Source organism: Escherichia fergusonii ATCC 35469 (genome assembly GCF_000026225.1).
GTDB classification, from domain to species: Bacteria; Pseudomonadota; Gammaproteobacteria; order Enterobacterales; family Enterobacteriaceae; genus Escherichia; species Escherichia fergusonii.
Map to the genome: position 1 here is coordinate 925,627 of NC_011740.1, position 19,800 is coordinate 945,426.

At 49.5% G+C, this 19,800-nt stretch carries 18 protein-coding genes and 1 pseudogene; 7 read left to right on the forward strand and 12 right to left on the reverse strand.

The window, feature by feature from the left end:
* The first annotated feature begins 96 nt into the window (after positions 1 to 96).
* Positions 97 to 363, forward strand: coding sequence for a signal transduction protein PmrD (gene pmrD, locus EFER_RS04655; RefSeq protein ID WP_015953293.1), 267 nt, complete (start codon positions 97 to 99; stop codon positions 361 to 363).
* Here pmrD and arnF read toward each other — a convergent pair.
* The 7 genes from arnF to arnB are packed head-to-tail and all read right to left on the reverse strand — an operon-like array spanning position 357 to position 7,731.
* Entirely contained in the window at positions 357 to 743 is a 387-nt protein-coding gene (arnF, locus tag EFER_RS04660) for a 4-amino-4-deoxy-L-arabinose-phosphoundecaprenol flippase subunit ArnF (RefSeq protein ID WP_000523871.1), read from the reverse strand. The two genes, pmrD and arnF, sit on opposite strands and share 7 nt — an antisense overlap.
* A complete protein-coding gene (gene arnE / locus EFER_RS04665; RefSeq protein ID WP_000638037.1) occupies positions 743 to 1,078 on the reverse strand; it encodes a 4-amino-4-deoxy-L-arabinose-phosphoundecaprenol flippase subunit ArnE in 336 nt (111 codons plus the stop codon). The genes arnF and arnE overlap by 1 nt, the downstream gene beginning before the upstream one ends.
* The gene (gene arnT / locus EFER_RS04670; RefSeq protein ID WP_000833661.1) at positions 1,075 to 2,730 is read right to left on the reverse strand and encodes a lipid IV(A) 4-amino-4-deoxy-L-arabinosyltransferase; all 1,656 of its coding nucleotides are present in this window, start codon (positions 2,728 to 2,730) and stop codon (positions 1,075 to 1,077) included. Before arnT ends, arnE begins: the two co-directional genes overlap by 4 nt.
* Complete coding sequence (gene arnD, locus EFER_RS04675; protein WP_000169755.1) at positions 2,727 to 3,629, reverse strand: 4-deoxy-4-formamido-L-arabinose-phosphoundecaprenol deformylase; 903 nt, start codon at positions 3,627 to 3,629, stop codon at positions 2,727 to 2,729. The genes arnT and arnD overlap by 4 nt, the downstream gene beginning before the upstream one ends.
* Positions 3,626 to 5,608, reverse strand: a complete 1,983-nt coding sequence (gene arnA, locus EFER_RS04680; protein WP_000649100.1) for a bifunctional UDP-4-amino-4-deoxy-L-arabinose formyltransferase/UDP-glucuronic acid oxidase ArnA — start codon at positions 5,606 to 5,608, stop codon at positions 3,626 to 3,628. The genes arnD and arnA overlap by 4 nt, the downstream gene beginning before the upstream one ends.
* Positions 5,608 to 6,588, reverse strand: a complete 981-nt coding sequence (arnC, locus tag EFER_RS04685; protein WP_000461628.1) for an undecaprenyl-phosphate 4-deoxy-4-formamido-L-arabinose transferase — start codon at positions 6,586 to 6,588, stop codon at positions 5,608 to 5,610. The genes arnA and arnC overlap by 1 nt, the downstream gene beginning before the upstream one ends.
* 3 nt (positions 6,589 to 6,591) lie before the next feature.
* Positions 6,592 to 7,731, reverse strand: a complete 1,140-nt coding sequence (gene arnB, locus EFER_RS04690) for a UDP-4-amino-4-deoxy-L-arabinose aminotransferase (RefSeq protein WP_000064515.1) — start codon at positions 7,729 to 7,731, stop codon at positions 6,592 to 6,594.
* A 330-nt stretch (positions 7,732 to 8,061) separates the two neighbouring features.
* Here arnB and EFER_RS04695 point away from each other — a divergent pair, with 330 nt between their 5' ends.
* Positions 8,062 to 8,643, forward strand: a complete 582-nt coding sequence (locus EFER_RS04695) for a histidine phosphatase family protein (RefSeq protein WP_000768442.1) — start codon at positions 8,062 to 8,064, stop codon at positions 8,641 to 8,643.
* Positions 8,644 to 8,682: 39 nt separating this feature from the next.
* On the opposite strand, the gene nudI is transcribed toward EFER_RS04695, so the two are convergent.
* Positions 8,683 to 9,108 carry a nucleoside triphosphatase NudI gene (gene nudI, locus EFER_RS04700; protein ID WP_001249880.1) on the reverse strand — a complete coding sequence of 142 codons (426 nt, stop codon included), beginning with the start codon at positions 9,106 to 9,108 and terminating at the stop codon, positions 8,683 to 8,685.
* Between the two features lie 229 nt (positions 9,109 to 9,337).
* On the opposite strand from nudI, the gene EFER_RS04705 reads away from it, so the two are divergent.
* The 3 genes and pseudogenes from EFER_RS04705 to EFER_RS24770 all read left to right on the forward strand — a co-directional run.
* Positions 9,338 to 9,880 carry a YfaZ family protein gene (locus EFER_RS04705; RefSeq protein WP_000739003.1) on the forward strand — a complete coding sequence of 181 codons (543 nt, stop codon included), beginning with the start codon at positions 9,338 to 9,340 and terminating at the stop codon, positions 9,878 to 9,880.
* Between the two features lie 99 nt (positions 9,881 to 9,979).
* Positions 9,980 to 11,182 (forward strand): nicotinamide mononucleotide deamidase-related protein YfaY, encoded by a 1,203-nt coding sequence (locus tag EFER_RS04710; protein ID WP_000958551.1) that lies wholly within the window; start codon positions 9,980 to 9,982, stop codon positions 11,180 to 11,182.
* Positions 11,183 to 11,400: 218 nt separating this feature from the next.
* Positions 11,401 to 11,559: pseudogene (locus EFER_RS24770) on the forward strand (helix-turn-helix domain-containing protein); the annotation flags it as partial.
* Between the two features lie 230 nt (positions 11,560 to 11,789).
* Here the strand turns inward: EFER_RS24770 and EFER_RS04720 are convergent.
* From EFER_RS04720 to glpA, 4 genes are all read right to left on the reverse strand, one after another.
* On the reverse strand, positions 11,790 to 12,716 hold the full coding sequence (locus EFER_RS04720; RefSeq protein WP_000140539.1) for an ISNCY family transposase: 927 nt from the start codon (positions 12,714 to 12,716) through the stop codon (positions 11,790 to 11,792).
* A 193-nt stretch (positions 12,717 to 12,909) separates the two neighbouring features.
* Positions 12,910 to 14,100, reverse strand: a complete 1,191-nt coding sequence (gene glpC, locus EFER_RS04725; RefSeq protein ID WP_001000394.1) for an anaerobic glycerol-3-phosphate dehydrogenase subunit GlpC — start codon at positions 14,098 to 14,100, stop codon at positions 12,910 to 12,912.
* Complete coding sequence (gene glpB / locus EFER_RS04730; RefSeq protein WP_001209890.1) at positions 14,097 to 15,356, reverse strand: glycerol-3-phosphate dehydrogenase subunit GlpB; 1,260 nt, start codon at positions 15,354 to 15,356, stop codon at positions 14,097 to 14,099. The genes glpC and glpB overlap by 4 nt, the downstream gene beginning before the upstream one ends.
* Positions 15,346 to 16,974: an anaerobic glycerol-3-phosphate dehydrogenase subunit A gene (gene glpA / locus EFER_RS04735; protein ID WP_000857287.1), complete on the reverse strand. Its 1,629-nt coding sequence runs from the start codon at positions 16,972 to 16,974 to the stop codon at positions 15,346 to 15,348. Before glpA ends, glpB begins: the two co-directional genes overlap by 11 nt.
* 269 nt (positions 16,975 to 17,243) lie before the next feature.
* Here glpA and glpT point away from each other — a divergent pair, with 269 nt between their 5' ends.
* Both glpT and glpQ read left to right on the forward strand, forming a co-directional pair.
* Complete coding sequence (gene glpT, locus EFER_RS04740; RefSeq protein WP_000948723.1) at positions 17,244 to 18,602, forward strand: glycerol-3-phosphate transporter; 1,359 nt, start codon at positions 17,244 to 17,246, stop codon at positions 18,600 to 18,602.
* Between the two features lie 4 nt (positions 18,603 to 18,606).
* The gene (glpQ, locus tag EFER_RS04745; RefSeq protein ID WP_000779116.1) at positions 18,607 to 19,686 is read left to right on the forward strand and encodes a glycerophosphodiester phosphodiesterase; all 1,080 of its coding nucleotides are present in this window, start codon (positions 18,607 to 18,609) and stop codon (positions 19,684 to 19,686) included.
* Positions 19,687 to 19,800 lie beyond the last annotated feature (114 nt).

Sequence of the window (19,800 nt, forward strand, 5' to 3'; positions counted from 1 at the left end):
TCACTTCTCATTTCTGCCATTCCATTGCCGTTGATGAAGAGTTTATCTGTTAATCTGTAAATTAATATGAAAACTCTTAGCAAACAGGATAATGCAATGGAATGGCTGGTCAAAAAATCGTGCTGCAATAAACAAGTTAACAGACATGTACTTATGCTCTGCGATGCTGGCGGCGCGATAAAAATGATCGCCGAAGTGAAGAGTGACTTCACCGTGAAAGTAGGGGATTTACTTTCACCTTTGCAGAATGCGCTTTACTGTATTAATCGTGAAAAGCTACATACGGTGAAAGTCCTCTCGGCAAGCAGCTACAGCCCCGATGAGTGGGAACGGCAGTGTCAATCGGCTGGGAAAACTCAGTAACGTTGTTTTGTCGTGGGCAGGAAAATCAGCATCAACCCACTCATAATACAGGCTACTCCCAGTAGTGCCTTCAGCGAAAAAGTTCCTTCCCAGCCGGGAAGTACCATAGATGCAATCCATACCAGCACATAACTCATACTGAGTAAGGCATAGGCTTTGCTGAGTGCTAACTGGTGTAACGCTTTATACCAGCAAAAAACAGAGAGCAGATAACCCACCAGGCCGACGACCAGCATTCTGGCTCCGGGACCAAAGGCAAAAAATGCCGCAATAAAATCCCAGAATTGCGTCATCGGCGGTAGATGACTCGCCGCATACCCCAGGCTTAATTGCGCAGCGGAGGCAATAATGACGCTGAATAATCCCCACATCAGACCCATTACACCGTACTCCCGAGAATCACAATGCCACCAATAATGAACGCCACCCCACACCAGTGCCGAAAAGACACCGGTTCGTGCCAGAGTTTTGTTGCCGCCAGTGTCACCCAGACAAAATTCAGGCTTAGCATAGGGTAGGCGATTCCTACGGGTACGGTCTGTAATACCAGTAGCCAGAGCACCATCGCCAGACCAAGGCAGACCAGCCCCAGCCCCAGCCACAGCGCGATATGTTTGCGCCGTTTGTTTATCGCCACTGGCCGGGTCGCCTGTTTCTGACAAAGCTGCCCGGTCACACTAAGCAAACTGGCGAGAATCAATACCAGCCAAATCATTTTGGTAAATACTGAATTAATACCAGACGCCCTTGATGATCGACGGCGTCGGCAGGTGGAATGGCAAGACGATTGATATCTTCATCACGGTCAACTGAAAGCACGAGTGTAATAATCCCTTCCTGACGATGTTGATTAAGCCAGCTGGTGAAACTTGCTGCCGGGATGAATTTGTCTTTTACATCAGGATAATCCAGGCCATATTTTAACTCTCCACGCTGCTGATACAGCATAATATCATCTCGCTGTAAGCTCCATGCCAGGCCCGCAGCAACGCCCACACTATCAGTCAGAATATAGCGGCTTGGTTTAAGCATTTCACTGGTCATGCCGACAAAGAATTGCGGTTGCTTAGACTCCCTTACTCTGTCTGGCATCGCAAAACCGACCAACAATGCCAGTCCCAAAGGACAAAGCGCGGCATAAGGCCATCTTTTTTCACTATCTGTGAGTGTGTACCAGCCGAAAAATGCCCACAGTGAAAAAATAGCCCATGAGCAAAAAACTTTATAACTTTCGAAATGGGCCCAAACAGGTGATTTTATCGGTCCCCATGGTGAGACAACAAACGTGGCAATAATGCCCGTGATGCCAAAAGCTATATTTATCCAGCCATTGAAACGAAGTGCAATAATATTCTTTTGGGCCGACTGTATTCCATATCCGGCCATTAAAATCGCCAGCGGGGCGAAGCATGAAAGAATATATGTGAGCAATTTACCTTTAGCCATGCTGAAAAAAAGTAATGGCATTACAATCCAACATAACAAATAGAATGCTGCGGCATGATGGCCGCGATTTTGCCAGCCTGACCGTAATGCTCCAGGCAATAATCCAAGCCATGGCAAGCTACCAAGAAGAATAATGGGGATGTAATACCAGAATGGTGCTTTATGCTGTGCGTCATCCTGGGCAAAACGTTGAATATGTTCCACCCAGAAAAAGTAGTGCCAGAAGTCAGGTTCACGTGCGGCAATTGCCAGGCCCCAGGGAAGAATAATGAGTACACAACTGACAATTGCCAGCCCACCGTACATGAAGAGATCTTTCCAGCGTTTTTGTGCGACGACCCATGGCAGCACGCTCAGCACGGGAACAGCAAGAGCCAGAAAACCTTTGGTCATGACTCCCATGCCGCAGGTTAACCCCAGCAATAAAAAACCGGCACTTTTCCCTTTCCACGTTTGCGCCTGCATTGCCAGCCAGAAGCTGCACATTCCCGCCATTAACCAAAAAGCAATGAATGGATCAAGTACCGCATAAGTGCCAATGCCATAAACAATGATCAGCGAGAGATAAATCACTGCAGAAAGAACAGCCAGACGCTTATCACGCCATAAACGCATGGCAAACCAGGCGACCAGCAGAGCCGTTATTAACGTGGCAAAAATTACTCCAGCCCGTACTGCAAAATTACTATTACCAAACAGCCATTGCCCGATACTGTTAAACCAATATCCAGCTATCGGTTTTTCGAAATAACGTAACCCCAGCATATGAGGTACGATCCAATCACCCGATGCCAGCATCTCCCGGCTAATTTCTGCATAACGCGTTTCATCAGGTTGCCATAGCAGACGGGTGTTCATGGGTAAAAAATAATAGAGTGCGATGAACGCGATAAAGGCCAGTATGTAACGTGCCGATTTCATTGACTTAAACTCACGCATTGTTGGCAACCAAGCCAGCCTTCACGCCCGGCAATATGTCCTCGTACAATTTCCCCCAAGGGTAAAGCGTCTTGCGTTGCGGGTAATAGCTCACTTAAAGGGCAAAATGTAATACCTTCACGGGCTGCGCGTTTCAGGAGATCAACAAAATCAAGATGGTAAGCACAGCCTTCGACTTCAGCGTGAATGGTATAAACAGGCGTACCTCTATCTCGCAGAATACGATTAAGAAGCCAGCCATTGAAATCTGCTGTTTTTACTTCCCGACCAACCACTTCATCCCAGGTTGGTAAGGTAACCGGGATTTGCGGTGTTCCTGATTTACCGGATTCCAGTTGTGGACGAAATGGCATTGTTCCTCTGCAATCACTGTTATAGCGCAAATGAAAGAACTCTTTTGCCTCCACGACCTGTTGGTCTGCACGCCAGCCAGCAACTGCGGAACAGGACACGGGTTGACCAATAATTTCTTCCAGTACCCGAAGGCCACGTGCAATGTCATTAACCAGAGTTTGCTGATCCCAATTACCACTATGGGTCTGCCAGGCATGGTGATCCCAGGCGTGTAGCCCAATTTCATGATGTTTAGCTGCCTCGCGGATAATGGCAGCATTGGCTTTACCGATCTCTTTGCCTGCCCATGCGGTGCCAGCCAGTAAAATATCCCAGCCGTAAAGCGAAGCTGCGTTTGAACGCAGCATCTTCCACAGGAACTGCGGTTTTACCAGCCGCCATAGATGGCGGCCCATATTATCGGGGCCAACGCTGAAGAAAAAACTGGCCTGAATATTATGCTTATCCAACGTTTCCAGCAGACGTGGCACGCCTTCGCGGGTACCACGAAAGGTGTCGACATCAATGCGTAAGCCCACTTTAGTCATGACGATTTTTCCACGATATCTACTGTGCGCAGGAAGAAATCCAGCGTTTCGTCAATGGTTTCCTGCATATCGATGGTTGGCTCCCAGTCAAGGCAGCGGCGGGCATTGCGGATACTCGGTTTTCGGTGCTCCACGTCCTGATATCCTTTACCGTAATAGCTACTGCTTTCTACCACGCGGAAACCGGCAAATGGTGGGAAATGTTGGCGCAGCGGATGTTTATCAAAGCTCGCCAGAAGCATCTTGCCCAGTTCTTCAATACTCGCTTCGTTATCAGGGTTGCCGATATTAATAATCTCTCCGTCACAGCGATTACCTGTGTTTTCGATAATGCGGTATAACGCTTCAATACCATCGCGAATATCAGTAAAGCAACGTTTTTGTTTTCCGCCATCAATCAGTTTAATTGGCGATCCTTCCACCAGGTTGAGAATGAGTTGGGTAATGGCGCGCGAGCTACCAATTCGTGCCGCATTAAGGTTATCCAGCCGTGGCCCCATCCAGTTAAATGGACGGAAGAGGGTGAACTGCAAACCTTCTTTTTCGCCATACGCCCAAATAACCCGATCAAGCAACTGTTTTGATACAGAATAAATCCAACGCGGTTTGTTAATCGGACCAACAATTAAATTTGAATGATCCTCGTCGAAGAATTTATCAGTGCACATACCATAAACTTCCGACGTGGACGGGAAAATAATGCGTTTATGGTATTGAACGCAGTAACGAATAATCCGCAGATTTTCTTCAAAATCTAATTCAAATACACGTAGTGGATTACGGGTATATTCAATTGGTGTGGCGATTGCTACGAGTGGCAAGACGACGTCACATTTTTTAATGTGATACTCAATCCATTCAGAGTGGATACTGATATCACCTTCGACAAAATGAAAATTAGGATGTGTAAGGAACCGGCTAATGGCATCGCTACCAATATCCAGCCCGTACACTTCGTAATGGTCTTCACGTAGTAAACGTTCGGTCAGATGGTTACCAATAAAACCATTAACACCGAGGATTAGCACTCGGGTACGTCGCTGAACAGTACAAACTGGTTGACTGTTTAGCCGTGAACCTTCAACCAGCCCCAAAGTCTGGGCTAATTGTGAACCTTGCATGGTAATGCCATCGACCGACTGGCCCGTAATAACTTCCAGTGCACCGTCACCGCATGCAATAAGGAATGGAGCAACAGAAATCACGCTACCAGGTTGTGCGGCATTAACACGAGGATGAACCCGTGATGACCAGATGGTAAATTTTTGAGTGCCGACGTAACTGAACGCGCCGGGCCATGGATCAGCTACGGCACGTACCATGTTATGCAGTACTGTTGCCGGCTTGTTCCAGTCAAGGAAGCTGTCTTCGGGTTTTCTGCGGCCAAAGTAGGTGGCTTCACTTTCGTTTTGCGCAGTTTCTTGAGTTTGCCCCTGTTTAATTGCCGGTAATGCATATTCGAGCATCTGACTTGCCGACTGGCAGAGCTTTTTATGCAGAGTCAGAGCGGCATCTTCAGGATCAATTGCTACTCGCTGTTGCGCGATAATAGCGCCTGCATCGGCTTTTGCTACCATTCTGTGTAATGTCACACCAGTTTCATTCTCGCCGTTTTCCAGTACCCAGTTCAGTGGTGCGCGACCACGGTATTTCGGCAATAAAGAACCGTGCAAATTAAAAGCCCCGTGCGGAGCCAGTTTTAAAATCTCATTGTTTAACAAGTTACGGTAATAGAATGAGAAAATAACGTCTGGTGCGAGTTGCGCGATACGTTCCACCCATAATGGATGATTAATATCATCTGGCGCATATACTGGAATACCAGCCAGGGCAGCCAGACGGGAAACTGAACCATAAAACACTTTCTCTGCGGGATTATCCGCATGAGTAAAAATAGCGCTAATCTCATAACCTGCGTCCAGCAATGCTTGTACGCCAAGGCAGCCCATATCGTGATAGGCAAAAACAACGGCTTTCATTAGTGGTTTTCCTCAATATCTATAGAACTTGCCGGACGGATTACTTTTTGAACGAAGTAGCGTGGACGGGCACGGACATCGTTGTAGATCCTGCCGATATACTCGCCAAGTAATCCCATGCCAATAAACTGGGCACCAATAAAGGTGAAGAGCACGGCAAACAACATAAAGACACCTTCACCGGACCACTGGGAGCCAAACGCCAGACGCAATACAACTAACAGTATTGCGAGGCTAAATCCTGAGGTAGCTATAATGCTGCCGAGAAGACTGAGCATGCGTAGTGGTGTGGTCGTAAGGCAGGTCACCAGGTCGTACATCAGGTTAATCAAACGCATAAAGCTATATTTGGATTCACCAAACTCTCTCTCTGCGTGATGCACAGGGATCTCAACTGCCTGGCGGGCAAAAATATTCGCCAGAATCGGAATAAAGGTGCTGCGTTCATGGCAGTGCAGCATCGCATCGACAATATGACGGCGATAGGCACGCAGCATACAACCGTAGTCGCCCATCGCTTTGCCGGTGGTGCGCTGGATGAGCCGATTGATCATCTTTGAGGCAGTTTTGCGAAACCAGCTGTCCTGGCGATTCTGACGTACTGTACCTACCACGTCATAGCCTTCATCCGCTTTGGCTACCAGGCGTGGGATCTCTTCTGGAGGATTTTGTAAATCGGCGTCGAGAGTAATGATCAAATCCCCGGTCACATAGCTAAAACCCGCCATAATGGCTGAATGTTGCCCGTAATTACGATTCAGCAAAATAGACACAATGTGGCTGTCCGGGGCTTGTGATGCTTCTACTAACATTTGCGCAGAAGCATCGCTACTTCCATCGTCTATTAATAAAATTTCATATTCTTTGCCCAGGGATTCGCAGGCCGCTGTGGTGCGATTAATCAATTCCGGTAAGCTTTCCTGCTCGTTATAAACAGGAATAACCACCGAGACTTTCTTAATAGGGTGGATTTCAAACATCGTTTATTGTCCTGCGAGTTGGTGAAGGGCAGTAATGACGCGTTCAGCATCTGCGTTCGTCATATCCGGGAAAAGTGGCAACGAGCAGATGCGTTCGCTATTCCATTCCGTATTGGGTAGCGACAGATCAGGAAAATGTTGGCGATAATACTTTTGCGTGTGAGCGGCGCGAAAATGAAGTCCGGTGCCAATACCTTTTTCTTTTAGCGCTTCCATTAAAGTATCGCGATTAATGCCGCAACGTTGTTCATCGACACGAATAATGAAAAGATGCCAGGAATGGATATGTGGCCACGCCGGAAGCGCCAGGGGTTGGAAAGGTAAATTCACCAAAGCGTGCTGGTACTGAGTAGCGATATCGTGACGGCGAGCATTGAGTTGCTCAAGTTTATGCAGCTGTGTCAGGGCGATAGCGGCATTGATATCCGTCAGATTGTATTTGTATCCCGGCGTCAGAACTTCAGCTTGTGGCGCTCGCCCCCAGGTCTGTCGGTCGTAGGCATCGACACCCAGTCCATGAAATTTAAGCGTACGCAATTGGCGAGCGAGGCTTTCGTCATCGGTGACCACCAAACCGCCTTCTGCACAGGTAATATTTTTTATAGCGTGAAAAGAGAAGATAGCGGTGCCCCGTGCCCCGACGTGCTGACCTTTGTAATACGTACCAACGGCATGAGCGGCGTCTTCAATAACCGCAATACCATGGCGTTCGGCAATAGCATAGAGAGCGTTGGTATCTGCCGGGGCCCCGGCATAATGCACAGGAATAATCGCTTTTGTGCGTGGAGTTATGGCTGCCTCGACAATTTCTGGAGTAACCATCAGAGTGTCGCGATCCACATCCACCATAACGGGTGTTGCGCCCAACAGAGAAATCATATTAAGGGTCGAAACCCAGGTCATGGACGGGGTGATAACTTCATCGCCAGGACCAATTTCTAATGCCATCAATGTGATATGCATGCCAGCAGTTGCTGAACTCACGGCAATTGCATACTGATTACCCGTCAACTGAATAAAGGCATCTTCCAGTGCCAGATTTTTCGGCCCGGTAGTAATCCATCCGGATTCGAGAACCTCTTTAACTGCAGCAAGTTCTTCCGCGCCCATGGCCGGGCGTGAAAAAGGCAAAAAGTTCGACATTCATTGTCCTTAAGCCATGACACTAACACCCTATTATTATTTAAATAAGCATAGGGATGTTTCAGGGATATATTATTTGCATTACCAGAATATGCCTGGAAGATTAACATAACCTTAAGGATAGTTGGTGTTGTGACATTATATTTATTTTTTGCATTTTTCTTATGTAGCCTAATTGATTTTATTTTTCTTTTAAGGCATTTTGGCGAGGAAAATTTTCTAAGCTATTTATAACTAAAACCTGTAATTATCTATTTGGAATAGATTTTTTCTCCGCTCAATGGAATTATCTGACTTCTGAGGTAGGTTAAAATCTTAACCTGAAATTATATGAAACTGAAAAAACATGTTGCGGTTTTGCTCATCTCTTTTTTATGCCTTATCGGGTTAGTTACCCAGCATGCCTGGAGTAGCAATGGTTTGCCCCGTATAGATAACAAAACGCTGGCAAAGTTGTCTTTGCAACATCCCGTGGTTGTGTTGTTCCGTCATGCAGAGCGTTGTGATCGTTCCAGTAATGAGTGCCTGTCTGATAAGACCGGGATCACTGTTAAAGGCGCTAATGATGCCCGCTCACTTGGAAAGGAATTAACGACCGATATTAAAAAGTATGACCTTTATGCCAGTGATACTGTTCGTACTATCCAGTCTGCGACCTGGTTCGCAACTGATAAAAAAGTGACTGTGGATAAAAAATTTCAGCAATGTGGAAAAGCTATTTACAGTGCAATTAATGATGTGCAAATAAGATCGCCAGATAAGAACATCATTATTTTCACCCATAATCATTGTCTGAGCTATATAGCAAAAGATAAGCGAGATGTTAAATTTTCCCCTGATTATCTTGATGGTTTAGTGATGCATGTCGAAAATGGAAAATTGTTTCTTGACGGAGAATTCGTCAGGTATTAATCAGTAGCGATGACAGCCATTAATGGCTGTCATATTTTGTTACAGCAAACCTTTCAGACTTAATGTTTTTCGTGTCGCAACATTTAAATCATATTGTGCTAAATCTTGTGGTTTCACCCAGGCAAAATCCTGAAACTCTTCATTAATGGTGATTTCCCGGTTAGCGGAGACACAATCAAATATCAGGTAGATCATGTAAATCTCTTCCTTTGTGCCATCAGCATAGGTTTTCATACGCACGTCGTCACTGAATGTCCACGGGGTGATCTTTTGCAGAATTAACTTATCGCCCAATTCTTCGCGAATCTCCCGGCGCAGAGCGTCTTCGATACGTTCACCTGGTTCAACGCCACCACCCGATAACGCCCATTGACCTGGAAACACACCTCGATCATCCGCCATCTTACACAGCAGATAAGCGCCATCATTTTGAATTAATGGGCAAACAATAGTCCTTTGACGCACGATTCACTCCTCGATGTCGATGTAATGAACAAAAAGAATACGGGAAGTTATGTGATGATGAAAGGGAAGACTATTGCTGTTTTAAACCCATGCATAACAGCCTGATTCAGGAATTACTTAGTTACAATTCGCGATTAGATCGCCAGATTAGATCATTGATTCCTTTGCAACTGTCAGTACAATCCCCGCGATTTTTGGGAAGTTTATTGATGATTTTAAAAGGGTAACGATGAAAAAAAATGCAATTGCCGCGCTGATGGGCATGTTGTTAATCTCCGCTTCGGCGAATGCTATCAGTATCAGCGGTCAGGCGGGTAAAGACTACACCAATGTCGGCGTCGGTTTAGGAACGGAATCCAGTGGTCTCGCACTGAGCGGTAACTGGACACATAGCGACGACGATGGCGACGTTGCAGGCCTTGGACTGGGGCTGAATTTGCCAGTGGGGCCGCTGTTAGCGACTGTTGGCGGTAAAGGTATTTATACCAATCCGAATGATGGTGAGGAAGGCTATGCCGCTGCTGTTGGTGGTGGTTTGCAGTGGCAGATTGGCGACAGCTTCCGTCTGTTTGGTGAGTATTATTACTCCCCGGACTCGCTTTCCAGTGGCATCGACAGCTACCAGGAAGCTAACGCTGGGGCGCGTTTCACCATTATGCGTCCGCTCAGCATTGAGGCTGGTTATCGCTACCTCAATCTGGCAGGTAAAGATGGTCATCGCGATAACGCCATCGCTGACGGTCCATATGTTGGCGTTAACGCCAGTTTCTGATGCCTTCCGGCGCGGCCTTCTGTCGCGCCATTCAGTTTCTTACTACGCCTTATCTCCCTTTGCGTTATAGTGATTCGATAACAAAAGCAGGAGATAACCATGTTAACAGTGGAAATGTTATCCACCGGGGATGAAGTGTTACACGGGCAGATCGTCGATACCAATGCGGCATGGCTGGCCGATTTTTTCTTTCATCAAGGGTTGCCATTATCTCGCCGCAATACGGTGGGGGATAAATTTGATGATTTAGTGACCATTCTTCGCGAACGTAGTCAGCACGCCGATGTGCTGATCGTTAACGGCGGGCTGGGACCGACCAGTGATGATTTAAGCGCACTCGCTGCTGCGACAGCAAAAGGTGAAGGCCCGGTGTTGCATAAAGCCTGGCTCAAAGAGATGGAACGCTATTTCCACGAACGGGGACGAGTAATGGCACCGAGCAACCGTAAACAAGCGGAGCTGCCTGCCAGTGCTGAATTTATCAATAACCCGGTAGGCACTGCCTGTGGTTTTGCCATACAGCTTAATCGTTGCCTGATGTTCTTTACCCCCGGCGTACCGTCAGAATTTAAGGTGATGGTCGAGCACGAAATCCTGCCGCGCCTGCGCGAGCGTTTTTCTTTACCGCAGCCGCCGGTTTGTCTGCGTTTGACTACCTTTGGTCGTTCGGAAAGCGATCTGGCACAAAGCCTGGACACTCTACAACTGCCGCCGGGCGTAACAATGGGCTATCGCTCCTCAATGCCGATTATCGAACTGAAACTCACCGGACCGGCAAGCGAGGAACAGGCGATGGAAAAACTGTGGCTGGACGTTAAACGTGTTGCCGGACAGAGCGTGATTTTCGAAGGCACCGAAGGACTGCCCGCGCAGATCAGTCGCGAATTGCAGAGCCGCCAGTTCAGCCTGACGTTGAGTGAGCAATTCACCGGTGGTTTATTGGCCTTGCAACTTTCTCGCGCAGGTGCTCCATTGCTGGCGTGTGAAGTGGTTCCTTCACAGGAGGAAACCCTGGCGCAAACGGCGCACTGGATTACAGAACGGCGGGCCAACCATTTTGCCGGGCTGGCACTGGCTGTTTCGGGGTTCGAGAACGAACATCTCAACTTTGCGCTAGCCACGCCAGACGGCACTTTCGCTCTGCGTGTGCGTTTTAGCACTACGCGCTACAGTCTGGCTATTCGCCAGGAAGTCTGCGCAATGATGGCGCTTAATATGCTGCGCCGTTGGCTGAGCAGTCAGGATATTGCCAGCGAGCATGGCTGGATTGAGGTTGTTGAGTCCATGACCTTATCCGTCTGATTCCGCCACTCTGTGCCGGTTTACTGCACCGGCACATTCCTTCCATCGAAAACCTATCCAACCTGTTGTGTTATATAAGAAAAAATCCGTACGCTTATTCACGAATTTGTGCGTAATTTCTCCAGTCCACTGGACGAGGAGCGGGATTTAATGCGCTTCACAATTTTACTCCCTCTGAGTGACCAGACTGGTTCCAGTGTCTAAGACTGGAGTCCAGTATGTTGGAATCAAGCAAAGTTCCCGCCCTGACACGGGCTATTGATATTCTTAATTTGATTGCCCGCATTGGTCCCTGTAGTGCTGCGATGAGCATTGACACATTGGGGATCCCTAAAAGCACGGCCTATTTGCTGCTTAATGACCTAAGCGTTCGGCGGATCTGCGCTGCGGGTAAAGCGGCTGGTTTTCTGGCTGTGGCTCCTGATATGGCGCAGCAATGCCTGACGTGGGAAGCGAACTTTGTCGCTGTTGGCGTTGACACGATGCTCTACAGCGATGCCCTGGTTCAACGACTGGCGATGTTTAAATCAGGCAAAAATGGGCCACAAATAAAAGGTAGTTATTAATATCAAAGGCCCACGGGGAATTGCACGTGGGCCTGTGTTAATTAGTGGTTATTGGCTGCCAGATCGGCTTCGCTTAGCTGGGTGGCTGCGAGCACCAGGTCATGATCGATGCCCTGTTCCAGCATGCGTAAGGCAATTTTAATGGCTTGTTCATGCATGCCTTGCTGCAAACCTTCTAATTTACCCTCCTGCCAGCCAATTTGATGCCCTTCCTGCCGCAGCCGTTCAGCAATAGTCATTAATCTCTCCTTTTGTAGTGGTGAACGTTCGGCAATCTCCTGAATAAAACGGGTGAAACGGGAGGTATCGCCGCATTGCAGCAGATAATTAAACAGCGTTTGTAGCTGGCTGTCATTAGTGAAGCCTCTAACCAAAAGCGTGGTGATCCTGTCGACCATACCGATTAAATCGCGGTCGCGAATATGCTTTTGAATCAGTTCAAGCAGAGCTATACGCCGATGTTGCATGATCTCATCGTCAGGCACGATGGTGATATCCACCAACGGAAAAGCTTCGGTGTACAACTGCCGGGCAAGTTGCGGATCATCAAACTCATCCAGCCAGTTAAGTGAGTATGGGTAGGGCGAGGTTTCGCCATGATAAAACAGCAACGGCACCACCAGCGGGACTCTGTCATAGCCTTTGTCAAGGTGACGCTGCATGGCGGCGGTGGCATAGCGCATTAGCCGAAAAGCCATATTCTTTTCCGCAGAACTTTGATGTTCAATCACGCAGTAGATATAGCCGTCACCGTCGCTGGTTTCCACCGACCACAAAACATCCGAGTAGTAAGCGCGTAAACTTTTTTCAATAAAGCTGGTGGGTTCCAGGCGTAAGGTTTGCAGGTTGCAAAGTTCACGCAGTGGCTCCGGTAGATGTATTTCGAGAAAATCCCGCGCGGTTTCGGGCGAGAACATAAAGGTTTTAAACACCGCATCATGCGGGGAGGAGGTTGTTGATTCGGTCATGGTTGTCCGTCACCTGATATTTATGATGACGCGACATTACGGGGATCTCGAAACAATGACATCTGCCAGTTTCTGCCTTTGCGAGACGTTTTCAGAAGAATTTTCAAAGCGATGCAACGCATACATTGAGCGAGGAATCGCGCCCGCAAAAATGCCCGATAAGCAATGCGCTTACCGGGCATCACAAGGAAGATTAAGACAGCGCCTGGGCCAGCAGCGTAATCGGGTGTTCGCAGCGAAGGCTTGTGGACATCTCAATCTGCCATTTGCAGGTTTCGCAGTCGGTGACCACCAGATCCGCGCCGCTTTCTTCTATCTGGCGGAACAGTGGTGCACCGATGGCTTGTGAGGTGGGGTAGTTCTCTTTTTTGAAACCGTAAGTTCCGGCAATACCGCAGCACTGGGAATCCAGCACCGTTAACTCAAGCCCCGGGATTTTACGCAACAGCTCCAGGGTGTAGAGCGTCCAGCCCATTTTTTCCATATGGCATGGTGTGTGATAAACCACTTTTAGCGGCAGCGTTTTCAGCGGTAACGTTTTGCCTTCGTCCAGCTTGCGCCACAGCCAGCGGGTCGCCAGTTCGATATGATCGCGCAAGCCTTTGTTGTCGACATTCAGCACTTCCGGGTATTCGTCGCGCAGGGCAAATGTACAGGTTGAGGAGGTGGCAATCACCGGAATGCCTTTTACTCCCACAGCTTCGCGGATCGACTCTACATTCGTAATTGCCTGTTTGCGTGCTTTATCGGTAAAGCCGTTGGCGATTAGCGGTACGCCGCAGCATTTTTCTTTGCTGAGCAGTTGTACACCGGTACCCATTGCGTTGAGCACTTTAATTAAATCTTTGCCTAACTGCGGATGGTTGTAGTTAACGAAGCAGCCGTGAAAGAAAGCCACCTGGTCTTTATATTGCGCTTGCTGGGCCGCCACGCTGCGATACCAGCGACGGAACGTACCGAAGGAGTATTTCGGTAGCGTGCGGCGATGATCGATTTTTAACGCCGCATCAAGCAACTGCCGCACTGGTTTCAGCGAGGTAGCGGTGTTGACGATCGGTGCGAACGGCGTGGAAACGCTACCCATCAGGTCGGTATGACTCAACACAAAATTGCGCAGCGACGGGCGCGTGGTGTCATATTTCGCCCGCGCACGCTGGATGATATCGCCAATCTTCACATCGGACGGGCAGGCGACTTCGCAACGTTTGCAGTTGATGCAATATTTCAGTGCCTCGTCATACAGTGCACCATCTTTCAGACGCAGACGCTCGCCATCCGGCCCGGCTTGTTTTGGCCCTGGATAGCTGGGATTCACTCGGCTCACCGGGCAGGCGGTGGTGCAGACGGTGCACTTAATGCAGTTTTCGAAGCTGGTGTCGTTCATTGTTGGCCTCCTGCGCGTTGGGCAATCTGTTGAGCGGCATGTAAAGCACTGACGGCACAAACTCCGCCGCCGCATCCCTGGGCGATGGGATCAAATCCGCCCAGCACCGAACCGATGGCAAACAGGTTCTCAATGGTTTTCCCTGCCTGTGACGGGCGTAGTGCCTCATCAGTGGTTACACCGAATTGCTGCCACGGTTGCGGCGCAAAAAAATCGCCCTTATACCATTCACCCCGCGTGGCGGTTTGTAGCACATCAAGGCCGACAATCGGCTCACGAATGCCTTCACGTTCCGCTACCAGTCCGCCACTAAAGAAACTGCCGCTGGCGAGCACGGCAAAGCGTGGACGCAGCGGGATATCGGCGTGATTGCGGGTCCAGATTTCATTCACCATGCCATTTTTACAGGTCACTTTTTTCACTTCATCGCCCGGCATCCACACGCCACCCTGGCGCACAAACTGGCGCTGTAACTGGTTTTGCAGACGAATGCCCAGCACGGATGGCGGCAGCGTTGGCAAAAGCATCAGTGAACAAGGTAGTTTTTCATTCAACCAATACCACAGTTTGTCATCGGCCAGGCCGAAGCAGGCGGGCATCAGGATCATTTCGCAGGTATTGGCGACAGGAATAAGCGCATCAAGTAATAGCGACCAGTTCTCTTCGTTATCAAGGAAACGGGCGATATTCACCGCGCGAAACTCGGTGGCGTTGTTGCGTAGCACATCCAGTTCCGGCAGTTCAATTTCAGCAGTTTCAACCGAAAGATCCAGTTCGCGCAACGAAGCCGCCGCAAGATGCGCCTGAAAATCCATCAGCCCGCTTATCCCCACTACACATATCTTCTTCGCGGGTAGCGGCCAGACGGGAACTTCTGGCGAACTTAACCAGGTAGAGCGCAGAGTGCCGAGCGGCGTAATCCGCTGGTGAGCCTGTTCTACGCTGCCCTGCAATTGCGCACCGCTTTCAGCGATTAATGTCTGTGCCTGACAAGCGAGATCGAGCACGCGTTGTGGCCCGAGAAGAGAGTAAGGATGGGCAGGTGCCTGCTGACGCAAAGATTCCAGTCCACTGTGAATGTCTGTCACAGCTTGACCATCTGGCAGATGGCTCAGCAAATCCAGCGAACCGGATGAGAAATGCAGCGCGCTTTGACCACGAGTGACAATGGCACAGCGCAGGCCGTGTTTTTGCAGTTGCAGGCCACAGAGTAATCCGGCGAGGCCGCCGCCCATAATGACAGTATCAAAGCGCATCTTTCTGCTCCTTCTCCAGACCACACAATCCCTGATAAACCCAGCGGGTAAATTCGCTTTCGCGCAGTGCGTCTCCCCAGGCAATGGGTTGCACGCCTTTCCAGCGTTCGTTAAGGAAGGTGGAAAGTTGCTCGATAGATTGCGCGGATGTCGTGACGTTAAAGCGTTGCAGCAGTCCGGCAGCGCGGCAGGCGCAGAGCTCGCCCTGGCAGGTTCCCATCCCCACACGGGTGCGACGACGTAAATCCAACAGGCTGTTAACGTTTAAATTTTCTACTGCGTACTGCACTTCACCCGCAGTTACCGCTTCGCACTCACATACCAGACTACGGTGTAGACGGCCTTCGCTCAGCCAGGCAGGCGTGCGATCGCCATGACGATAAACCGCAGAACCGCGCAGCGGGGCAGGTAGGGAGATGACTTTACGCAAGGTAACTTCAGCGGGTTCCTGTGAACCAGGTAGTGCCAGATCGGCGGTCGTACAGGGGCGCGTGTTGCCCAGCTTGCGACATACCGCGTCGGTAGCCCATTCCGCCATCAGACGATAGGTCATCAGTTTGCCACCGGTGATGGTGATAAATCCGTCCAGACCATCGCGTTCAGCATGGTCGAGCAGCACGATACCACGACTGACGCTACGTCCGCTCGGGTCGTCATCGCTGGCAACCAGCGGGCGCACGCCAGAGTAGGCCCGCAAAATGCGTGTTTTCGCCATAACGGGAGCCAGTTTTTCCCCTTCACGCAGCAGAATATCAACTTCTTCTGCCGTCACTCGATTATCGTCAATCTCGTCGTAATCAATACGTAAAGAGGTGGTGCCAATCAGCGAAATGGTATCGCCAGGTACCAGAATATCGGCGTCGGAAGGTTTACGGCAGCGGTTGATCACATGCTGATTAATGCGGTGATCCATGATCAATAGCGATCCTTTCGCCGGGAACATGCGAATACGCAGATCGGCATATTCGGCGATATGTTGCCCCCAGATCCCGGCAGCGTTCACAACGACAGGCGCATGGAGTGCCTGGGTTTCGCCGGTGAGATGGTTACGTACACGAACGCCGCACACCGTCGCGCCTTCACGAATCAGTCCCGTGACTTCATGAGCGGTAAGGATAACGGCACCGTGTTCTTTGGCATCCAGCATGTTTGCTGCGGTCAGACGAAATGGATCAACAGTGCCATCCGGAACTTTCACCGCGCCAATCAGTGCCGGGTTAACGGCAGGTTCGATAATACGCGCTTGCTGCGGATCAATCGCTTCTGCGCTGATCCCTGCTTCTTCGCAGGCCTGAATAAAAGTGGCCTGGAAGGAGAGGTCATCTTCCGGCAGGGTGATAAACAGGCCGTTGGTTGGTTCAACGCAGTGACGCGCAATACGTTTCAGTATCTGGTTTTCACTAATGCATTCGCGGGCCGATTCCGCATCCGTTACCGCATAGCGTGCGCCGCTGTGCAATAGCCCGTGATTACGCCCGGTGGCGCCTGTTGCGATGTCGTGGCGCTCAACCAAAATCACGCGCAGCCCGCGCAGGGCACAGTCGCGGGCAATCCCGGCTCCCGTTGCGCCGCCGCCAATGATAATCACGTCACCTGTTTGCGAGTCGCGAGTTTTCATTGTTATCCCTCAAAAGTTCGTTTCTTACCATTTAGCCATACAAATCTGATGCTTTGTTTGATTTCGCGCATATTCGCTCAAATATCGAAAGCGATGTGTGATTTTGTGCGCCTTTATGAGCATTTAAACAATCGATTTCAATAATATGTGCGGTAATTCACATTCATATTGTGAATAGTTATTTAACATCGCGGCCACACAAAAGCGGCGACCAGGATTTACATACCGCGCTGTTATTTCTAAGAAAACAGATGTCATGGGGACAAAACATGTTAAGTATTTTTAAACCTGCGCCACACAAAGCGCGCTTACCCGCTGCGGAGATTGATCCGACTTATCGTCGATTGCGCTGGCAGATTTTCCTGGGGATTTTCTTTGGCTATGCCGCGTACTATCTGGTGCGTAAGAACTTTGCCCTCGCTATGCCGTACCTGGTAGAGCAGGGCTTCTCGCGTGGTGATTTAGGTTTTGCCCTTTCGGGGATCTCTATTGCCTACGGATTTTCGAAATTTATCATGGGCTCGGTGTCGGATCGCTCGAATCCGCGCGTTTTCCTCCCTGCAGGTTTAATTCTGGCGGCGGCAGTGATGTTGTTTATGGGCTTTGTGCCGTGGGCGACGTCGAGCATTGCGGTTATGTTTGTGCTGCTGTTCCTCTGCGGCTGGTTCCAGGGGATGGGGTGGCCGCCGTGTGGTCGTACTATGGTGCACTGGTGGTCGCAGAAAGAACGTGGCGGCATTGTGTCGGTGTGGAACTGTGCGCACAACGTCGGTGGTGGTATTCCGCCGCTGCTGTTCCTGCTGGGGATGGCCTGGTTCAATGACTGGCACGCGGCCCTCTATATGCCCGCTTTCTGCGCCATTCTGGTGGCACTGTTCGCCTTTGCGATGATGCGCGATACCCCGCAATCCTGTGGTCTGCCGCCAATTGAAGAGTACAAAAATGATTACCCGGACGACTATAACGAAAAAGCGGAGCAGGAACTGACTGCAAAGCAGATTTTTATGCAGTACGTACTGCCGAACAAACTGCTGTGGTATATCGCCATCGCCAACGTGTTCGTTTATCTGCTGCGTTACGGCATCCTCGACTGGTCACCGACTTATCTGAAAGAGGTTAAGCATTTCGCGCTGGATAAATCCTCCTGGGCCTACTTCTTCTATGAGTATGCGGGCATTCCGGGCACCCTGTTGTGTGGCTGGATGTCGGACAAAGTCTTCCGCGGTAACCGTGGGGCAACCGGCGTCTTCTTTATGACACTGGTGACCATCGCAACTATCGTTTACTGGATGAACCCGGCAGGCAACCCAACCGTAGATATGATTTGTATGATTGTTATCGGCTTCCTGATCTACGGGCCTGTGATGCTGATTGGTCTGCATGCTCTGGAACTGGCACCGAAAAAAGCGGCAGGTACGGCAGCGGGCTTTACCGGGCTGTTTGGTTACCTGGGGGGATCGGTTGCTGCGAGTGCGATTGTTGGCTACACCGTGGACTTCTTCGGCTGGGATGGTGGCTTTATGGTAATGATTGGCGGCAGCATTCTGGCGGTTATCTTGTTGATTGTTGTGATGATTGGCGAAAAACGTCGCCATGAACAATTACTGCAAAAACGCAATGGAGGCTAATGGCATGAAATTGACGCTGAAAAACCTTAGCATGGCGATCATGATGAGCACTATGGTCATGGGAAGCAGTGCAATGGCGGCAGACAGTAGTGAAAAAATAGTGATCGCCCATCGGGGTGCCAGTGGATATTTGCCGGAGCATACGCTGCCAGCAAAAGCGATGGCGTATGCGCAGGGAGCGGATTATCTGGAACAGGATTTGGTGATGACCAAAGACGATCATCTGGTTGTTCTGCACGACCACTATCTCGATCGTGTTACTGATGTCGCCGATCGTTTCCCGGACAGGGCACGCAAAGACGGTCGTTACTACGCGATAGATTTCACGCTCGATGAAATTAAGTCACTGAAATTTACCGAAGGTTTCGATATTGAGAACGGTAAAAAAGTGCAGACTTATCCGGGGCGTTTCCCAATGGGTAAGTCTGACTTCCGGGTGCACACCTTTGAAGAAGAGATTGAATTTGTTCAGGGGTTAAATCACTCCACCGGGAAAAATATCGGTATCTATCCAGAAATTAAAGCGCCGTGGTTCCACCATCAGGAAGGGAAGGATATTGCGGCAAAAACGCTGGAAGTGCTGAAGAAATATGGTTACACCGGTAAGGACGACAAAGTTTATTTGCAATGTTTTGATGCTGATGAGCTGAAACGCATTAAAAATGAGCTGGAACCGAAAATGGGCATGGACCTCAATCTTGTACAGCTGATTGCCTATACCGACTGGAATGAAACGCAGCAAAAACAGCCGGACGGAAGTTGGGTTAATTACAGCTATGACTGGATGTTCAAGCCGGGGGCCATGAAGCAAGTCGCGGAATATGCCGACGGTATCGGGCCGGATTACCATATGCTGATTGAAGAGAAATCCCAGCCGGGAAATATTCAGCTTACCGGGATGGTAAAAGATGCTCAGCATAACAATCTGGTGGTGCATCCTTATACCGTGCGGGCCGACCAACTGCCAACCTACACGACGAATGTGAATCAGCTTTATGACATTTTGTATAACAAAGCCGGAGTGAATGGTTTGTTCACTGACTTCCCGGATAAAGCGGTTAACTTCCTGCAACAACAGAAATAATCCCACCTTCGGCATTCCGGCCTGCCCGGAATGCCGCTTTGCTTCTGTAACAAGTCCATTTTTGTACACAAAAATCTTAAGGATTTCTTAAGGCAACACTTTATATTTCCATCC